The organism is Varibaculum sp. C0165D1, assembly GCF_056590355.1.
In genome coordinates this window covers 40,969-57,679 of the sequence record NZ_JBWPVY010000005.1, presented here as the reverse complement: position 1 = coordinate 57,679, position 16,711 = coordinate 40,969, and the positions used below count along the sequence as shown (strand labels likewise).

Genomic DNA, 16,711 nt, shown 5'->3' with positions numbered 1-16,711 from the left:
CGGCGGAAAGCAGGCCAGCCGGCCAGGGGAGAAGCAGCTAACTAAAAAGTAATAAGAGTCTGATCTAGATTGCAGGAAGCTTAAGCACCCGAGGTGGGTTAAAAATACCGAGCCAGCTAAAAGAATAGCTAGGCAAAAACTGCTAAGAATTTTGAAAGGGGGAACCGCATTGCGAAGAGTCTTAATCATTGTCTTAACAGTAGTGGGAGCGTTGCTCCTGCTATATCCGGTAGTCGCTATTTTCGCTGGTAATGTGCGTATCGGTGAAATCTCGCGCCTAGAAGCACAAGAGATGAAGCGGATGGCTAATCATCCCGACCAGTCACAGGCGCTGCTGAAAGCGGCGCATGAATACAACGCCAACATCCGCGGAATCCCCATTCTTGACCCCTACCTCTACCAGATGACCAAAACCGGGTCGGAAGAATACCAAGAATACTTAGCGACCCTCCCCGGAGACGTAATGGCGCGTCTAGTGGTGCCATCTGGGCAAATAGACTTACCGGTGCGGCACGGCACCGAAGATGACGCAATCGCGCGGGGAGCCGGACACCTTTTTGGCACCGGGTTGCCAGTCGGCGGTAAAGGGGTGAACGCGGTGCTCACCGCCCATTCCGGGATGAGGACCGCCAGTTTGTTTGACGGCTTGCACGATGTCAAAGTCGGCGATATTGCCTATGTGCAGGTGGCGGGACAAAAACTTGCCTATAAAGTCCGCGCTATCCACGTAATCAAACCCACCCAGTTGGACTTATTCGAGCCGAAACCAGGTAAAGATATTCTGACCCTATTTACCTGCACCCCCTACGGCACCAACACTCACCGGCTGGTGGTTACCGCCGAACGCATAGCCCTCAAGACCGCGCCCCCTATGAATGAAGAAGGCCCCACCTGGTGGGATGCACTGCGGTGGTGGATGATTGCGCCGATAATTATTTCCGCAGTGGGAGGCACCATCGTGGCGCGCTACCTGCGTAAAGACCGTAAAAAAGGCGATGAAGCAGATAGCGGGAACGAAGAAGAAAACTTGGCGCAAGTAGGCAGACTAACCCGTACGGAAAGAGCGAAGAAGTTCCGGGAATCGCGTAAACGTAAAGGATCTCGTCATTCCAGGCGATCACACAAGTCCTCACCCGCGCCCCAGGCTGGCACACACAACGCAAAAAACGACTCGGCGGCACCTCAGGATAAAGATAAAATCTTCAGCTGAGCGCAAGGCTCGTTTCCCCCGTAGGTTTCCGCGCCCGTTTCCCGTGCGCACCGCTCATTTCAGCGCAAATGCGTCCTGCGGCCTATAAAATGGAAGCAAGCAGGCATCGGTGCAGCAGGAGGGTGGCATCATCATGGCGGAAAAAGAAAAGATCTTAGTGGGAGTTGACGGCTCCCCCGAATCCCTGGAGGCCGCAGAATGGGCGGGCGCGCGCGCCAAACAAAGTGGTGCTGAGCTGCAAGTATTATGCGCCTACGCGCTGCCCTCCTATACGGCCGCGTCAATGGATTCCGGATTCGCGGTGGTGGACAATGATGCGATTCGGGACAGCGCCCAAACCGTAGTTGACGAAGCCATCGCCCACCTAGAAAAGCTGGGTTACCAAGCTAAGGGGCGAGTTGATGCTGGCGATCCCACCGCGATTTTGGTGCAGCTGTCGCAGCAAGTCGATTTGATAGTGGTTGGTACCCGGGGTGGGGGTGGGTTTACCGACCGGTTGTTGGGAGCGACTTCCTCGGCGCTACCTGGCTATTCGCGCTGCCCGGTAGTGGTGATACCGCGGCGGGGTGCTGAAAATGAGTTCGTCCCGGTAAAGAAAATTGTCATCGGCGTAGACGGTTCCAAGCGTTCCCGGAAATCGTTGCGGCGCGCTATCAGTGAAGCAAAAGTTTGGGGTGCGGAGCTGACCGCCGTGGATGCGATTCCGCTGGCGTCATCAGCGGGGGTTCTTTCCTGGTTGCCGGCATCGGTCGATCGCGACAGCATCTTGCGGGATGTGCGCAGCGAATTAAAGGAAATTTGCAAGGAAGAAGTCGCTGATAGTGGAGTGAAAGTGCATTCGCACGCTCTAGACGGGAATCCAGCGGCGTTGCTGACAGAGTTTTCAACTGCCGTTGACCTGGTAGTGGTCGGTACTCGCGGCCGCGGAGGTTTTGCCGGGGTACTGATGGGATCCACCTCGCAATCGGTGCTGGCGCACTCGGCCTGCCCAGTGTTGGTGGTTCCTACCGGAGGCAGCGAAGCGGGCGCCGAAGAATAGAGGCAGGTTAGTAGCGGTTTATTTCGCGCGGTAGTGCCCATGCTTCCGTAGTTCAGCGTGTCTTGCCACTTCTGATAGTGCTTTGCCCGGTGCTGATAGCGTCTTGCTGCCGTGGGCGTTAATAGTGCGCACTACCGGTGATAGGAGTTCGTGCTGCTTCCTCACTCTCGTCCCGTGACTCTGCATCCTCTTTGCCCTAACCCTCCCGCGTCCTAGTTAGCCATAGCTGAGTGCGGTTTACTCTTCATCCTCATCCTTTCTCTCGTACTAACCCGCGATTCATTTGGCTGCCCGCCGGCGTTTTTATCTTGGCTTATGTATATGCTTTCACCTGCCATTACGTCCGGATTGCTTCAAAATCAAGTGACTGGGGGAACTCGCAAGAAGAATAAGCGTGCTTTTTGTGTGAAATGCGCCATACTTTAGCAATGTTTAAAGATAGCAGTTTGGGTGCGAAATTTTTCGCTTCCTACGTCCTGTTCGCCTCCAAGCGGACGGTTTTTACGCAAAATTCATTTTAATTTCGCGAATTAAAGATAAATGGTACAAAAGAAAACTGAGTTTACCTTTAAAAGAAAAGAAATTATGCATTTAATTTAATGAATTTTCATGTCGCATTCTTAATTTCAATTTCGATGAATTACGCAACAAGTTATCCACAGGTTATTTCGAAATTGAAAAAACCCTCGGCCGTGCCAGGACCGTCAAAATTTGAAAACCGCGTGGATTTTCTTCTCCCCATCTCGATTTCTCGGCTCAACTCGTAGCGTTTTCCTCCCGCCACCGCTTCGCGCAAGGGTCCCTAAACTTCCCGTTTCACCCCCTCTGGAGGGCGCTACTGTCACGGGAGGGTAGAACCGTCCCTGGAGGGTGTAAATGTCGCGGGAGGGTGTAAATGTCGCGCGAGGGTGGAAATGTCGGCGTTGTGCCTGAAGGTGTTTGTGAGGGCGTACAGAATCGCCCTCCAAGGACGAAAGCGCCCTCCGGGAACGCTTGGAGGGCCTCTTAGAGCGTCCTTTTAACCGCTTTGGAGGGCGTTACTGTCGCGGGAGGGCGGAACTGTTCGCGTTGTGCCTCAAGGTGCTTGTGGGGGGCGTGCCGAATCACCCTCCGGCGACAGAATCACCCTCCAGGGGCGAAACCGCCCTCCAGCGGGATTAAAGGGGGCGACGAAAGCACCCTCCGGCGCCTGTAGGGGAGGGAGCATGACAAAAGAACCCTCCGGCGACAAGATCACCCCCCAGGGACAAGATCACCCTCCAGGGACAAAAGCGCCCTCCACGAACAGAACCGCCCTCCAGAGCGCTGGGATGCGAATCGGCTCCTGAAGGACGCATTATGGTGACTTCTAACGCTTAAATCCACTTAATTCCCCCCGAGGCAGGCGCTGCCCTAAACTGGAGAATATGAGCTCAAAGCAGTCGATATTTACTTCTGAATCCGTCACCAGCGGACATCCCGACAAAGTTTGCGACCGGATAGCAGACACTGTTGTGGATGCCCTGCTAGAACAAGATCCGGAGGCCCGGTCAGCCGTAGAGGTTATGGCCACCACCGGGCAAGTGCATCTGGCCGGTGAAATCACCACTTCCGGATATGTAGACCTGCCCACGTTGGTGCGCGAAACCATTAACGAAATTGGCTATACCTCCTCTGATATCGGGTTTGACGGGGATTCCTGCGGAGTGCTGGTATCGATTGACCGCCAGAGCCCCGATATTGCCCACGGGGTGCAAGATTCCTGGGAAACCCGCCAAGGGCAGGCAATAGATGCCTTTGACCAGCAAGGTGCGGGCGACCAGGGGATGATGTTCGGCTATGCCTGCAACGAAACCCCCGATTTAATGCCCGCCCCAATCTGGCTGGCACACCGCCTCGCCAAGCAACTCGAAAAAGTGCGCCGGGAAAAAGTACTCGATTACCTCTGCCCAGATGGGAAAACCCAGGTAACCGTGCGTTATGAGGATGGGCGTCCGGTGGGCCTGGACACGATCGTGCTCTCTACCCAGCATCTAGCTTCTGTCAACCTCGAAGACCTGCGCGAAGAAGTGAAATCCGCGGTGATTGATCCGGTTATCTCCCAGGTGCCCTGGATAGAGGATCGTGACTTTCGTACCTTAGTGAACCCGGCGGGGCGGTTCATCCTGGGAGGTCCAGCCGCTGATACCGGCATGACCGGCAGGAAACTGATTGTAGACACTTACGGGGGAATGGCGCGTCACGGTGGAGGCGCATTCTCCGGTAAGGACGCTTCTAAGGTTGACCGCTCGGCCGCCTATGCGGCGCGATGGGTAGCGAAGAACGTGGTGGCTGCGGGACTTGCGGATCGGGCAGAACTGCAAGTGGCCTACGCTATCGGCTCGGCGCATCCAGTTTCAGTGGAACTGGAAACTTTCGGCACCGAAAAGACCGATAAACAGCAGATTCTGCAGGCCGTACGGGGAACTTTTGACCTGCGACCGGCAGCTATTATCGATCGCCTCTCGCTGCGCCGACCTATTTATTCGCGCACTGCTGCCTACGGACACTTTGGACGCTCCGGCTTTACCTGGGAGGATACCGGTAAGGCACGGGAATTGCGGGCAAAGCTGGGGGCATAAAAACTAGTGCTACCAGGTGCTAAGCCTAAGGGGAAAACTGAAATAACTAATCGTGCTTTTAACTGCCGCCATATAGAATCGATAAACGGAGCGAACACACGGGAGAACTAATGTCGTTTTTTGAAAGAATCCTGCGGATGGGCGAGGGGCGCACCCTCAAACGTTTAGACCGGACAGCCGGCGAAGTAGTGGCGAAAGAGGAAGAGTACGCCGCCCTCAGCGATGAAGAACTCAAGGCAAAGACCGCCGAGTTCAAAGAGGCGCTGGAAAAAGGGGCAACCGAAGACGAAATCTTGGTGGATGCCTTTGCTACCGTGCGGGAGGCCGCGTGGCGCGTCCTCAAACAAAAGCCTTATCGCGTACAGGTTATGGGGGGCATAGCCCTCCACCAAGGCAATATTGCCGAGATGAAAACCGGTGAAGGTAAAACCCTGGTCGCCACCATGCCCAGCTACCTGAATGCGCTTAGCGGTAAGGGCGTGCACGTAGTCACGGTCAACGACTATCTCGCCAGTTACCAAAGTGAACTGATGGGGCGCGTCTACCGTTTCTTGGGGCTAACTGTGGGCTGTATTGTCAACGGTCAGACCCCAACTGAACGGGTAAAACAATACCAAGCAGATATTACTTACGGCACCAATAACGAGTTCGGATTCGACTATCTGCGCGACAATATGGTGCAGCGAGTAGAGGACATTGTTCAGCGCGGACATAACTTCGCGATCGTCGACGAGGTGGACTCGATCCTGATTGACGAAGCCCGCACCCCGCTGATTATTTCCGGTCCCGCCCAAGGTGAAGCTGACCAGTGGTACAACAAGTTTGCCTCCCTGGTGACTCGCCTGGAAAAAGATATGGATTATGAGGTCGATGAAAAGAAACGCACCGTGGGGGTAACCGATGTGGGGATCGCTGCGGTCGAGGATTTCTTAGGGATAGACAACCTCTACGAAGCTTCCCATACCCCCTTAATCGGCTTCCTCAATAACGCGATCAAGGCAAAAGAGCTGTTCAAGCGGGATCGCGACTATATTGTGCGCAATCGGGAAGTAATGATCGTCGATGAACATACCGGTCGCGTGATGGAAGGGCGGCGCTACAGCGAGGGCATGCACCAGGCGATCGAAGCTAAAGAGCATGTTCCGGTGCAAGCCGAGAACCAGACCCTGGCTACCATCACCTTGCAGAACTATTTCCGCCTGTACGACAAGCTCTCGGGTATGACCGGTACCGCTGAAACTGAGGCGGCCGAGTTCATGAACACCTATAAGATCGGGGTCATCCCGATTCCGCCTAATAAGCCCATGATCCGCATTGATCAGCCAGATTTGGTTTATCCTTCCCGGCGGGGCAAGCTCAAGGCGATTGTCAGTGACATCAAAGAACGTAACGAAAAAGGCCAGCCGATTCTGGTGGGCACCACGGATGTTGCCAAATCGGAAGAACTTTCCATCATGTTGGATGAGGCCGGGGTGCCTCACAACGTGTTGAACGCTAAACAGCACGCCCACGAGGCCCAGGTGGTATTCGATGCCGGGCGCAAAGGCATGGTTACGGTGGCCACTAACATGGCCGGGCGTGGTACCGACATTATGCTCGGGGGTAACCCGGAACATATCGCCGATCAGAAGCTCCGCGCGCGCGGCCTGGATCCGGAAGAAAATCTCTCCGAATGGCAAGAAGCCTGGGAGGATGCCCTTACCGAGGCAGAGGCCGAGGTAGCCGACGAACACGAAGAGGTTGTGGGACTGGGCGGACTTTACGTTCTGGGCACCGAACGTCACGATGCTCGCCGTATCGATAACCAGTTGCGCGGGCGTTCTGGACGTCAAGGTGACCCGGGGGAATCCCGCTTCTACCTGGCGATGGATGACCCGTTAATGATGAAGAACATGGCGGCCTTCGTTACCCGCTTTATGAATTCTTCGCTCTATCCGGAGGATCTGCCCCTAGAATCCAAGATGGTTTCCGGGCGGATCCAGTCCGCGCAGCACCAGACGGAGGCGCAGAACTTCGAGATTCGTAAAAACGTGCTGAAATATGACGATGTGATGACCGATCAGCGCGATCTGATTTACACCGAACGTCAAGAAGTCCTGCACAAACAGATCGATCTCGATGAGCTGATTCCTGCCTATCTGCGCACTTTGATTAAAGAAGCAGTCACCCACGCCACCAGCGAAGGTAACGATTCCAGTGAATGGGATTTGGGTAAACTGTGGAACAATCTGCGTTCCGTTTATCCGGTGCGTGCCTCGCTTTCGGAACTAAAGGACGAGGACGGCACTTTCCTGCACATTTCGGCTTCCGAGCTGGAAACTATGTTACAGAACGATATTGCCGATGCCTATGAAGAAATCCTTGATCAGGTAAACGAGAACCCGATTGCGATTGAACAGCTGGGTGACCAGCCGATGGCGGAACTAGAACGGCGCGTCCTGCTGGCTACGGTAGACCGGCTTTGGCAACAGCACCTCTACGAGATGGATTACCTTAAAGAAGGTATCGGTCTGCGGGCGATGGGGCAGCGTGACCCCTTGGTGGAATATAAGTCCGAGGGTGCGCAAATGTTCGAAAACATGATGGGGCAGGTACGAGAAGATACTATTACCGGTATTTTCAATTTCTCCCACCAGTTCCAGCAGGTCTATGAGCAACAGCTGGAGGTGGAAAAGCAGCAAGCCGAACAGGCGAAAAAGAAGGCGCTGGCGGAAGGCTCAGTGATGGGGGATACCGGGCATAAGGAATCCTCGGAAACTGTGCCGGCAATGGCGGGCGCTGGCGCGCAAGGATCGGCATTTGGTGCCGAGGCCGCCCGGCAGACTGCTGCTCAAGGTGGGAACCGGGCTCAGCGCCGCGCTCAAAAGAAGCGCAAAAAGGCTCAGAAGCGTCGCTAGCGTTTTCGGATCCCCTGAACGCTGGATCCCCTGTTCGCCGGGAGAGGGGATTCTGGCGGGATCTTGGGACTGGCGCCGCACTCCCCGAGCGAGCTGGCGGTGCGGATTGTTTTCCAATAGCTAATGGCAGATCTGTCTACCCGATCTCTAGGGCAGCGATTTTCCATTTCTTTCCGCAAGGTTTGATGCGCATCGCTATGGCCCTGACCCGACAGCCGTCACTGATAGTAACCGCGACCTCGACACCAGCGAAGTCCTGGTTAGTAATCCCAGCTTTGCGGCAAAAAATCCGGCGTACCTGAATTTCTGCAGGTAGGGGACGGTGACGCTCGCTGCGAGCTAAAGCCAGGAAGGAACCCCAAAGCTCAGGGGCGAACCAGTTGGTAACTGCTTGCACGGAGCGGCGACCGGAAAATACTTCGAATATGGTTCTTACGGCGGTTGCCACCCAGGATTTTATCTGCGGTAACGCTGATAATGAGGCTGCTTTCGGTGGCGTGGATTTTGGTTTCTGGGCGTTTTGAGGACGGGGAAGCAGGGCTTGAACTTCCAGGGGACCGTAGGTAGGGCTGAGCGGGATTTGAGGAAGTTCTGGACAAATCACTGCGCAGGGGCCAGAGGATTGGTCATCTTGAGGGTAAATGGTTACTAGCGGTTTCCCGGGAGGGAAAAGCTCTTGAAAACGGTTTTTCTGGGGTGGGGCGTATTCTTCTTTTTCCTTCCAGAGGAGAGGTTTTGTAGCTGCTAAACTCATCGGCTCAGATCTTTCAATTATTAGACGGAGACTCTAGTTCATTAGAGAGGGTGGAATGGGAGGGCATTGCCGCTAATGCGTACTTTTGTCCTATCTAAACAGGTATAGGAGATTTTGCCTGAATTTTAAAGGGCTTGAAATTCCTTGTTTATAACATGTAATTAAACAATAATTAAAGAAAAATGAGTTTTAGATGAGGTGATTGAGGTTGCGGCAAGGGGGCAACGCGTATTTGAGGCGCTGCGGGCTGTAAGTGCTCTGGAATCCCCAGCTAGCCGCTACAATTAGCGAGTGCGAATTTATCTTCCCTTAGCGTTAAGCGACCTGTTTGAACCGCAGCTATATTCTCCCTGTGCCTGGGAAGGCACCTCCGATTTCTGTCGGCTTTGGGGGATAGATCCTCTCGATAGTGAACAGGCAGAAGATATCGCCATGACTATGGCTGCTATGTCCTGCCTAGAGGGCACCGGGGACGGTTACCCGGGGCGTATCGTGGCGGCACTCGATGCCGATCCGCAGGAGTTGAGTGAAGAAATCACTCCCGGGGTCTTCGAAGTGAAAACCCGATTCGACTGGCAGCGTCTAGTTAGCCTGCACCTTGATAGCCAGGAAAATCTAGAACTTTGCACCCAATTAAGGTCGCAGATGCCGCGACAGCGCGCAGCTGCCTGGTGTCGCGGCAACTTTGGCGATGCGGGTGCCAGCGACCCCACAGCGGCGTCGCCAGTACTAGAACTGTGGGAAGAACTGGCAGGGGAGCCACTTTCTTGGTTTGATGCCAGCGAACTCGACTATTTGCGCCACTCGCTAGGGAAGTCTTAGCTCTACCGCGCGAGGTAATGCCTGATTATCTGCGAAAATAGGGGCGCAATAGGGTAGGGGCGGCCAGGGACTTTTCCTATCTACCAAACTCAGCGAGGGCTTGGGGCCGGGGAGTCCTCCCTTGCAGTTGCCCCGAAGGGGTAGTTATTAGCGGCAAAACCCCTCGTTTTAGTCGCTAACTCCCGCCTCGCTGGCATGTCCCTGGTCGGCTAGGGCCTCCCGTAGTGCCTGCATAGAAGCGGCAATCTCTTCCGGAGTAGCCGGCTGAGCGTGCGCGAACTTAATGTCTTCCATCGAGTTTGCGGGAATCAGGTGCAGGTGCAGATGGGGCACGTCGAAGCCGGCGATGCTCAGGCAGGAACGCTGGGAACCGAAAGCTTGTCGTTGGGCGCGACCGATAATCTGCGCCACTTTCATTAGGTGTTGCAGCTCATCGGTGGGGGCGTCCCAGAAGTTTTCAACTTCGCGGCGCGGGACTAAAAGCACGTGGCCGGGGGTTATGGGGTTGATGTCGGCGAAGGCGACGCAGATATCGTCTTTCCAGCAGAACTCGCCGGGGATGTCGCCAGTGATGATACGAGTAAAAATAGTGGGCATGGTTCCTCCTGGGATTGCAGTTGTTGCTTCTAATGATAGGACGGGACGGGTAATAAAAAAGTTTTCGGGCAAAATTGGCAACACGCGCCCGCAGTGCTTGCTCAAAACGCCTCTTTACATAGGATTTTCGTTTGACCAAGAGGGCTAGTAAAGCTAACTCTAAACTAAAACTTTAGGGTTAGATCGGAGGGCGACCGTGACAGTACCAGATACCAACCTGGCAGATATTAAAGTCGTAGGCATCGGCGGAGGCGGAGCAAACGCCGTTAACCGCATGATTGATTTCGGCCTTAAAGGTGTGGAATTCATTGCGATTAACACCGATGCGCAGGCACTGATGATGTCTGATGCGGACGTGAAATTGGATATCGGGCGGGAAGAAACCCGCGGTCTAGGTGCTGGAGCCGACCCCAAAGTCGGAGAACGCGCTGCCACCGATAACGAGGAAGAAATCAAAGACACCCTGGAAGGGGCGGACATGGTCTTCGTTACCGCCGGCGAGGGTGGCGGTACCGGTACTGGTGGCGCTCCCATAGTGGCGCGGGTGGCGCGCGAGATGGGTGCCCTCACTATCGGGGTAGTTACCCGGCCTTTCTCTTTTGAGGGAAAGCGCCGCCAGGTGCAGGCAGATGCAGGGGTAGAGGCCCTAAGTAAAGAAGTCGACACTATTATTGTGATCCCCAACGATCGCCTCTTGGATATCTCGGACCAAAACATTACGATGGTCGATGCTTTCTCCGCTGCGGACGAAGTTTTGCATTCCGGTGTCCAAGGCATCACCGACCTGATCACCACCTCCGCCCTAGTAAACGTAGACTTTGCGGATGTAAAAAGCGTTATGAAAGGGGCGGGAACCGCCCTCATGGGGATCGGCTCTGCCACTGGTGAAGATCGCGCGATTCGCGCCGCGGAAGCCGCCTTTATGTCCCCCTTACTAGAGGCGGATATTGATGGGGCTCTGGGGGTGCTGATGTTCTTCCAAGGCGGCTCAGATATGGGGCTTATGGAGGTACACCGCGCCGCGGATATGGTACGCGAAATGGTGCATCCCGAAGCCAATATTATTTTCGGTGCCAATGTTGATGAAGCCTTAGGCGACGAGATCCGGGTAACCATCATTGCCGCCGGGTTTGATGGTCCCAAGACAAGTGGTGCGAAGAAAGCCAAGCAGGCAGAAAAGAAAGCCGCTGAGCCTGCCGCTAAGATGCCCTCGGCCCCGGGGAAGGAAAAAATCTCCGAGGATGCCACGGCCACTTCGGCCATCCCGGCATTCCCGCGCCGCGCAGTCACAAAAGAGGACGAACGCAGTGTCGGAGATCTTCCCCGCGCTGGCGCCTCGGGAGGAGCGCATCGTCTTCCGGTAACTCCACCCTCACGCGATGCTTTCAATCGGAAAGAGAACGAAAGTTCCCGCAGCTACCGCGACAATTTCGGGGTAGATAGCAAGCGAGAGGACGACACTACCTTAACCGTGCCCCGAGTATTTGAGGACGACGATCAAGAATCTGGTCTGGATGTCCCCGACTTTATGCGGTAGGTAGCCATGTTTCGGATTGGCGGCGCACAGGCGGTTTTTACCAATCGGATCGGTGGGAAATCGAGCGGACCATATGCCACTCTCAACTTGGGAAATCACGTCGGAGATAACCCCAATATCGTAGCGGAGAATCGGCAGATCGTCGACGATGCGATTGGGCGCAAAGTGGTGTGGATGCATCAGACCCACTCCAACCGGGTGGTGCAAGTTCATCCTGGTCATACCGATGCTCCTGCCGAAGCGGACGGCATCATTATCGACACTCGCGAGTTTGCAGAACTGGGGCTTACTACCCCGGCAGCTGGAGTTATGGTCGCCGACTGCGTGCCCTTGCTTTTGGCTTCTGATGACGGTCTACTGGTGGCCGCAGTCCATGCGGGCAGAGCCGGTATGGTCACCGGGATTGTGCGGGAGGCCGTGCTGGCTCTACGTAAACTGGGGGCGCAGAGCGGCAAAATTCACGCTGCCATTGGGCCCGCTATTTGCGGAGCCTGCTATGAAGTCCCCGAGGCGATGCGCACTCACGTGACCGGCCATGTTCCCGCTGCCTGGTCACGTACCCGGGTCGGAAGTCCGGGGTTGGATTTACAGGCTGGGGTAATTTCCCAGCTGCGGACGGCGGGAGCGCGGATTACTTTTGTTTCTAAACGCTGTACGTTTGAAGACCGAAATCTGTATTCCTATCGCCGTGATGGGGTAACGGGGCGATTCGCGGGAATCGTAGTGGGCAAGCGGGAAGTTCCAACCGCGTGAACTGCGGATTTAGGTGGGTAGTTTTGGGAACACGCCGCGGTGATGCTTCGAAAAAAACCCGCTCCCGATTAACGTTTTGGTAGACCAGTATTTAACAAAGGAGGACCTAATGGGTGCTTTGAGGAAGACCATGGGATATTTAGGCCTGTTCGAACCACAAGAGAACGAGGAATACCTCGACGAGCTGCAAAGCGAAGTCCCGGATGCTGAAGTTCCGGCACCTCGTCCTCGAATCGTAGAGCCGGCACTGCGTTTCCCGCATGCGGTTAGTTCCGAGCCTGAACCGGCCTCAGAGCTTAAACGGATTGTGACTATCCGTCCCACCACCTATAACGAGGCACAAAATATTGGAGATGCTTTCAAGGACGGTACCCCGGTGATAATGAACCTCGGGGCAATGAATGACCTGGAAGCGCGGCGGATGATTGATTTCGCGGCCGGTCTAAGCTTTGCGCTTGATGGGGGAATCGAAAAAGTTACTAACCGGGTGTTTTTGCTTTCGCCAAAGTCCGTGCAGGTGGACGAAGGTGCGTCCTCCCCGGGGTCTAAAAGAGATTTCTTCAACCAAAGCTAACTAGATGCTTCCCCTAATCTATTGGGTCGGTCAGATTGGCAGATGGCTACTCCAGCTCTACATTCTGGCGTTGATAATCCGGGCAGTGCTGTCTTGGGTGATGGCACTGAACCCGAATTGGCGGCCGAAAAACTCGGCTACGCTGTTTCTTTGTAATCTGGTTTTCGGAATCACGGATCCGCCTTTACGATTCCTAGGGAAATTCATTAAACCGCTCCGACTTGGGACTATTGCCCTAGATCTGAGTTTTGTAGTACTGTTTTTGCTGGTCACAGTGCTGATAAATATTTGGATTCACTTGATTAATGCGTTGCTTATTCTGATACAAAGATAAAATCGCAGAAAATTACCTAAGGTGTTGCTGAAAATCACAGATGTTACTATTGTTGAAGATGTGGAAGTTGAGCAGAACTCCGGTATGCTTGTTTCCAACTGCAACCTATAGCGCAGAAGTTCTCGCAGGCAGGTAAAGCGCCTACCTCGGGAAAAATACGATAGATAACTGAGGTGACAGGTATGGCTCTGCTGACTGCTGAAGACGTTCACTGGAAGCAATTCCAGGCGACTAAGTTCCGTGAAGGATACGACCAAGAAGAAGTTGACGAGTTTTTAGATCAGGTCGTAGAAACCATTGCGACCCTGCAGGACCAAAATGCGTCCTTAAAATCTGAGCTAGATGAGGCGCGCCAGCAGGCAGCAAGCGGCGGGGTGGTGGCACCCAGCGACAGCGGCGAGGAGACTGCGGCTCTCAAGGCTCAACTAGAGACCGCCAATGCGCAGATTGCGGAGATGCAGGCGCAGGTGCAGCAGTACCAGGCAGCGGCCGCTGAGGGCGATCCCCACGCCGGAGAGCAAATCCAGACCCTGCAGGCTAACCTGGCGCAAACTCAGCGAGAAGCCCAGGCAGCGCTGGCACAGTCTCAGGCAGAGACCCAGCAGGCCGTGGCGGAAATCGAACAGCTGCGTGAACAGCTAGCGCAGGCGCAGCAAAGCGCGCAAGCTGCACCGCAGGCTAGTGCGGAACAGCCAGAGGATGCCACTTCGATGCTGGCACTGGCGCAACGGGTACACGATGAATACGTGCGCAACGGTCAGCAAGAAGCCGACCAGATTCTGGAAGACTCCCGTCTCAAGGGTGACCAGATCGTACGCGAAGCCAATGACGAGCGTCGCCGCGTGTTGGAGCAGCTAGAATCCGAGCGGGCAGACCTGGAGTCGCGCGTTGACGACCTCAAGGCCTTCGAAAACGACTACCGTCACAAGGTCCGTGAGCATCTGCAGGCTTTGATCGGCCAGCTAGACGCGCAAGAGGCATAAATATTAAATAAAGCATAGTCCCTCCTAAGAGCCGGGTAGGGAAAGGTGGCGCCATCGCGTAAGTGGTGGCGCCGCTGCTTTTTTATTAAATTGAGTCCTAGACTTAACCGACCTGGGAAGAAAATGAAGCAGCGAAAAAAACAAAAAGTAGCACCTCTGCTGGTGATATTCGTGTTCGTAGCGATACCGGTGCTGATCATTGACCAACTCACCAAGGCATGGGCACTTAGCGTCCTGGAAGTGGGGGCTCCTACTAGACCATTGATTGGTGGTTACATCGGCCTCCAACTGGTACGTAACCCCGGGGCAGCCTTTTCATTAGCGGAGAGCTTTACCTGGGTATTTTCCGTGATAGCAGTGACGGTACTGGCGATTATTATCTGGAGTGGACGTGCCATGACTAATCTTGCCTGGCAACTCTCCCTAGGGTTACTGGCAGGCGGGGCGCTGGGAAACCTGGTTGACCGGCTTACTCGTCCTCCGGGAATTTTTCGCGGGCACGTGATTGATTTTTTGAATTACCGTTCGATCTTCGTAGGGAATATCGCGGATATAGCCATCGTGGTGGGGGTAATTACCGTGGTGGTGCTGGTGGTCCTGGGTGTGCCTTCAGTCAGCGGTAATCATGCCTACAAACCAGCGCGGGTGCGAGGTAAGGATGCGTGAACGGGTTTCGATGCATCTGCCCGATTCTGTGCGGGGGATGCGTCTTGACCAGGTATTAGCCAGTGAATTGCAGCTTTCGCGTTCCCTAGTTGCCAAACTGATTAAACAAAAAGACGTACAGGTAAACGGGAAAAATCCCCGCAAATCTGCCGAGGCTTTCCCTGGTGACCAGGTGGAAGTGCTGCTGCCCGACGCCTCCCCAATAAGTATAGAAACCCCCGCGCAGCTCCCCATCCTTTATGAGGACGCCGATATTGTGGTGGTTAATAAACCGGTGGGGATGGCTGCCCATGCGGCCGCCGCCTGGAGCGGACCGACGGTTATCGGAGCACTACTGGCGGGCGGGCATCAAGTGTCTACCTCGGGGCCGCAAGAGCGCGCCGGAATTGTTCATCGCTTAGATGTGGGAACTTCCGGTGCCATGGTGGTGGCGAAGTCGGAGTTAGCGTACCGGCAACTCCAGGAGGATTTTCGCGCCCGCCGGGTGAAAAAGATTTATCACACCTTGGTGCAGGGATACCCAGATCCGACGCAGGGAACGATTAATGCCCCGATTGGGCGGCATCCCTCCCGTGATTTCAAGATGGCAGTAGTCGAGGGGGGAAGGGCGGCGATTACCCATTATCGCACTTTAGAGGTTTTGCCCGGCGCTTCGCTGCTGGAGATCCAGCTGGAAACTGGGCGGACTCATCAGATTCGGGTGCATATGCAGGCGATTGGGCATGGCGTTGTCGGTGATCCCATTTATGGACCCAATCCGCAGTTAGCGAAGAAATTGGGGCTGACACGTCAATGGTTACATGCGGCCTCTTTGAGCTTTGCCCATCCTAGAACTGGCAAGCAAGTGAGTTTTGAGGCTCCTTTGACCCCTGATTTGGAGACCGCCTTGAAGCGGTTACGCACCGGGGATAGTAAATGATTATGGCGGAGTCAGCGCGCCAGTAAGTTGCGGATATCCGCGCCCGCAAGAGAGTTTATTTGGCGGGTACTGGAGCCTTACCTAGAGGAAAATCTAGCTAGCTTAGTTGAAATCTTTCCGCTGCGGCTTCCTATGGGGGTTTGTCCCCCGCGGTAGTCACGGTTACTTTTTCCTGTTGCGAATTATTAAATAATTGCGGAGGGAGTGGTAGCAGCTTACTTTCACTCTATGGCTTCAGAAAAACCTAGCTATACCCGCTCTCAGTTTCGGCAGGCGTCTTCCCAGACTCCTCGGGCGCAACAGTTATTACAGCAGGCGGAAACCCGTCTGCGCTCTGGGCCAAATGGTCCCCGCCTTCGGCTGGCCCCTTCCCCGCGAGTCGTGGCAGCTGCGCTGGTAGCAATAGTAATCGTGGCGGTAATGGCGGGGTGGGCACAAAGTAAAACTCCTACTACCAAAGCCTCTCTTACACCCCCTAGTTCCAGTAGTTCTGCTGCCCCGGCAGCTCCGGGCTCTTCTCCTGCGGCTAGCGGTACTGTGATGGTCGATGTGGTGGGAAAAGTTAATAAACCGGGAGTAGTGAGCCTGGATGCTTCCGCCCGGGTCCAGGACGCGATTAAAGCCGCCGGAGGGGCACTGGCGGGCACCGATCTATCGGGATTAAACCTAGCCCGGAGGGTGAGCGACGGGGAACAGCTCCGGGTCGGAATTGAAGATGCCGCGGGGTCAGGAGCGGGAAATAGCGAGGAAGCCGGGGCCAGTCCAGCAGGAGAAAGCGGAGCAGGCGGAAAAATATCTATTAATGAGGCCTCCGAGCAGCAGCTAGAGCAGCTCCCGGGGGTGGGGGAAGCTTTAGCACAACGGATAGTTGCCTATCGTAAAGCACAGGGAAGATTCCAAAGCGTTGAAGATTTAAAGAATGTTTCCGGAATCGGAGAGAAAAAATATGCTGCCCTGGCAGATATGATCAGCCTTTAGGCAAGGTATGAACCGGCGAATCCTGGATCTACGGTTATTGCCAGCGGC

At 54.9% G+C, this 16,711-nt stretch carries 16 protein-coding genes; 14 read left to right on the top strand and 2 right to left on the bottom strand.

The features are described from left to right. Positions 1-169: 169 nt before the first annotated feature. From AC1EKS_RS07880 to secA, 5 genes are all read left to right on the top strand, one after another. Complete coding sequence (locus tag AC1EKS_RS07880; RefSeq protein ID WP_481009511.1) at positions 170-1,210, top strand: class C sortase; 1,041 nt, start codon at positions 170-172, stop codon at positions 1,208-1,210. Between the two features lie 133 nt (positions 1,211-1,343). Beyond that, positions 1,344-2,249, top strand: coding sequence for a universal stress protein (locus AC1EKS_RS07875; RefSeq protein ID WP_481009510.1), 906 nt, complete (start codon positions 1,344-1,346; stop codon positions 2,247-2,249). A 1,205-nt stretch (positions 2,250-3,454) separates the two neighbouring features. After that, positions 3,455-3,577, top strand: a complete 123-nt coding sequence (locus AC1EKS_RS07870) for a hypothetical protein (protein WP_481009509.1) — start codon at positions 3,455-3,457, stop codon at positions 3,575-3,577. A gap of 78 nt (positions 3,578-3,655) precedes the next feature. After that, positions 3,656-4,849, top strand: coding sequence for a methionine adenosyltransferase (gene metK, locus AC1EKS_RS07865; protein WP_481009508.1), 1,194 nt, complete (start codon positions 3,656-3,658; stop codon positions 4,847-4,849). Positions 4,850-4,959: 110 nt separating this feature from the next. Further along, complete coding sequence (secA, locus tag AC1EKS_RS07860) at positions 4,960-7,746, top strand: preprotein translocase subunit SecA (protein ID WP_481009507.1); 2,787 nt, start codon at positions 4,960-4,962, stop codon at positions 7,744-7,746. A 136-nt stretch (positions 7,747-7,882) separates the two neighbouring features. Here secA and AC1EKS_RS07855 read toward each other — a convergent pair whose 3' ends face one another. Continuing rightward, the gene (locus tag AC1EKS_RS07855) at positions 7,883-8,500 is read right to left on the bottom strand and encodes an Rv3235 family protein (protein WP_481009506.1); all 618 of its coding nucleotides are present in this window, start codon (positions 8,498-8,500) and stop codon (positions 7,883-7,885) included. Between the two features lie 291 nt (positions 8,501-8,791). On the opposite strand from AC1EKS_RS07855, the gene AC1EKS_RS07850 reads away from it, so the two are divergent. Continuing rightward, positions 8,792-9,322 carry a DUF6912 family protein gene (locus AC1EKS_RS07850; RefSeq protein WP_481009505.1) on the top strand — a complete coding sequence of 177 codons (531 nt, stop codon included), beginning with the start codon at positions 8,792-8,794 and terminating at the stop codon, positions 9,320-9,322. Between the two features lie 168 nt (positions 9,323-9,490). Here the strand turns inward: AC1EKS_RS07850 and AC1EKS_RS07845 are convergent, their stop codons facing one another. Beyond that, positions 9,491-9,919 carry an HIT family protein gene (locus AC1EKS_RS07845; RefSeq protein WP_481009504.1) on the bottom strand — a complete coding sequence of 143 codons (429 nt, stop codon included), beginning with the start codon at positions 9,917-9,919 and terminating at the stop codon, positions 9,491-9,493. Between the two features lie 196 nt (positions 9,920-10,115). Here AC1EKS_RS07845 and ftsZ point away from each other — a divergent pair, with 196 nt between their 5' ends. The 8 genes from ftsZ to AC1EKS_RS07805 all read left to right on the top strand — a co-directional run bounded on the left by ftsZ (position 10,116) and on the right by AC1EKS_RS07805 (position 16,663). After that, positions 10,116-11,456: a cell division protein FtsZ gene (gene ftsZ / locus AC1EKS_RS07840; RefSeq protein WP_481009503.1), complete on the top strand. Its 1,341-nt coding sequence runs from the start codon at positions 10,116-10,118 to the stop codon at positions 11,454-11,456. Positions 11,457-11,462: 6 nt separating this feature from the next. Then, entirely contained in the window at positions 11,463-12,209 is a 747-nt protein-coding gene (gene pgeF, locus AC1EKS_RS07835) for a peptidoglycan editing factor PgeF (RefSeq protein WP_481009502.1), read from the top strand. A 109-nt stretch (positions 12,210-12,318) separates the two neighbouring features. Continuing rightward, a complete protein-coding gene (locus tag AC1EKS_RS07830) occupies positions 12,319-12,783 on the top strand; it encodes a cell division protein SepF (RefSeq protein ID WP_481009501.1) in 465 nt (154 codons plus the stop codon). 4 nt (positions 12,784-12,787) lie between these two features. Continuing rightward, positions 12,788-13,117: a YggT family protein gene (locus AC1EKS_RS07825; RefSeq protein WP_481009500.1), complete on the top strand. Its 330-nt coding sequence runs from the start codon at positions 12,788-12,790 to the stop codon at positions 13,115-13,117. A 182-nt stretch (positions 13,118-13,299) separates the two neighbouring features. Next, positions 13,300-14,100 carry a DivIVA domain-containing protein gene (locus AC1EKS_RS07820; RefSeq protein WP_481009499.1) on the top strand — a complete coding sequence of 267 codons (801 nt, stop codon included), beginning with the start codon at positions 13,300-13,302 and terminating at the stop codon, positions 14,098-14,100. A gap of 123 nt (positions 14,101-14,223) precedes the next feature. Next, positions 14,224-14,766 (top strand): signal peptidase II, encoded by a 543-nt coding sequence (gene lspA, locus AC1EKS_RS07815; protein WP_481009498.1) that lies wholly within the window; start codon positions 14,224-14,226, stop codon positions 14,764-14,766. After that, complete coding sequence (locus AC1EKS_RS07810; RefSeq protein WP_481009497.1) at positions 14,759-15,685, top strand: RluA family pseudouridine synthase; 927 nt, start codon at positions 14,759-14,761, stop codon at positions 15,683-15,685. Before lspA ends, AC1EKS_RS07810 begins: the two co-directional genes overlap by 8 nt. Positions 15,686-15,913: 228 nt before the next feature. After that, on the top strand, positions 15,914-16,663 hold the full coding sequence (locus AC1EKS_RS07805) for a ComEA family DNA-binding protein (protein ID WP_481009496.1): 750 nt from the start codon (positions 15,914-15,916) through the stop codon (positions 16,661-16,663). The last annotated feature ends 48 nt before the right edge of the window (positions 16,664-16,711 follow it).

Bases quoted from the DNA above. Each gene is read 5' to 3' on its own strand.
- AC1EKS_RS07830 (WP_481009501.1), top strand. From the start codon at position 12,319: ATGGGTGCTTTGAGGAAGACCATGGGATATTTAGGCCTGTTCGAACCA.
- AC1EKS_RS07855 (WP_481009506.1), bottom strand. From the start codon at position 8,500: ATGAGTTTAGCAGCTACAAAACCTCTCCTCTGGAAGGAAAAAGAAGAA.
- AC1EKS_RS07825 (WP_481009500.1), top strand. From the start codon at position 12,788: ATGCTTCCCCTAATCTATTGGGTCGGTCAGATTGGCAGATGGCTACTC.
- metK (WP_481009508.1), top strand. From the start codon at position 3,656: ATGAGCTCAAAGCAGTCGATATTTACTTCTGAATCCGTCACCAGCGGA.
- AC1EKS_RS07810 (WP_481009497.1), top strand. From the start codon at position 14,759: ATGCGTGAACGGGTTTCGATGCATCTGCCCGATTCTGTGCGGGGGATG.
- pgeF (WP_481009502.1), top strand. From the start codon at position 11,463: ATGTTTCGGATTGGCGGCGCACAGGCGGTTTTTACCAATCGGATCGGT.
- AC1EKS_RS07875 (WP_481009510.1), top strand. From the start codon at position 1,344: ATGGCGGAAAAAGAAAAGATCTTAGTGGGAGTTGACGGCTCCCCCGAA.
- AC1EKS_RS07845 (WP_481009504.1), bottom strand. From the start codon at position 9,919: ATGCCCACTATTTTTACTCGTATCATCACTGGCGACATCCCCGGCGAG.
- AC1EKS_RS07805 (WP_481009496.1), top strand. From the start codon at position 15,914: ATGGCTTCAGAAAAACCTAGCTATACCCGCTCTCAGTTTCGGCAGGCG.
- secA (WP_481009507.1), top strand. From the start codon at position 4,960: ATGTCGTTTTTTGAAAGAATCCTGCGGATGGGCGAGGGGCGCACCCTC.
- AC1EKS_RS07870 (WP_481009509.1), top strand. From the start codon at position 3,455: ATGACAAAAGAACCCTCCGGCGACAAGATCACCCCCCAGGGACAAGAT.
- lspA (WP_481009498.1), top strand. From the start codon at position 14,224: ATGAAGCAGCGAAAAAAACAAAAAGTAGCACCTCTGCTGGTGATATTC.
- AC1EKS_RS07820 (WP_481009499.1), top strand. From the start codon at position 13,300: ATGGCTCTGCTGACTGCTGAAGACGTTCACTGGAAGCAATTCCAGGCG.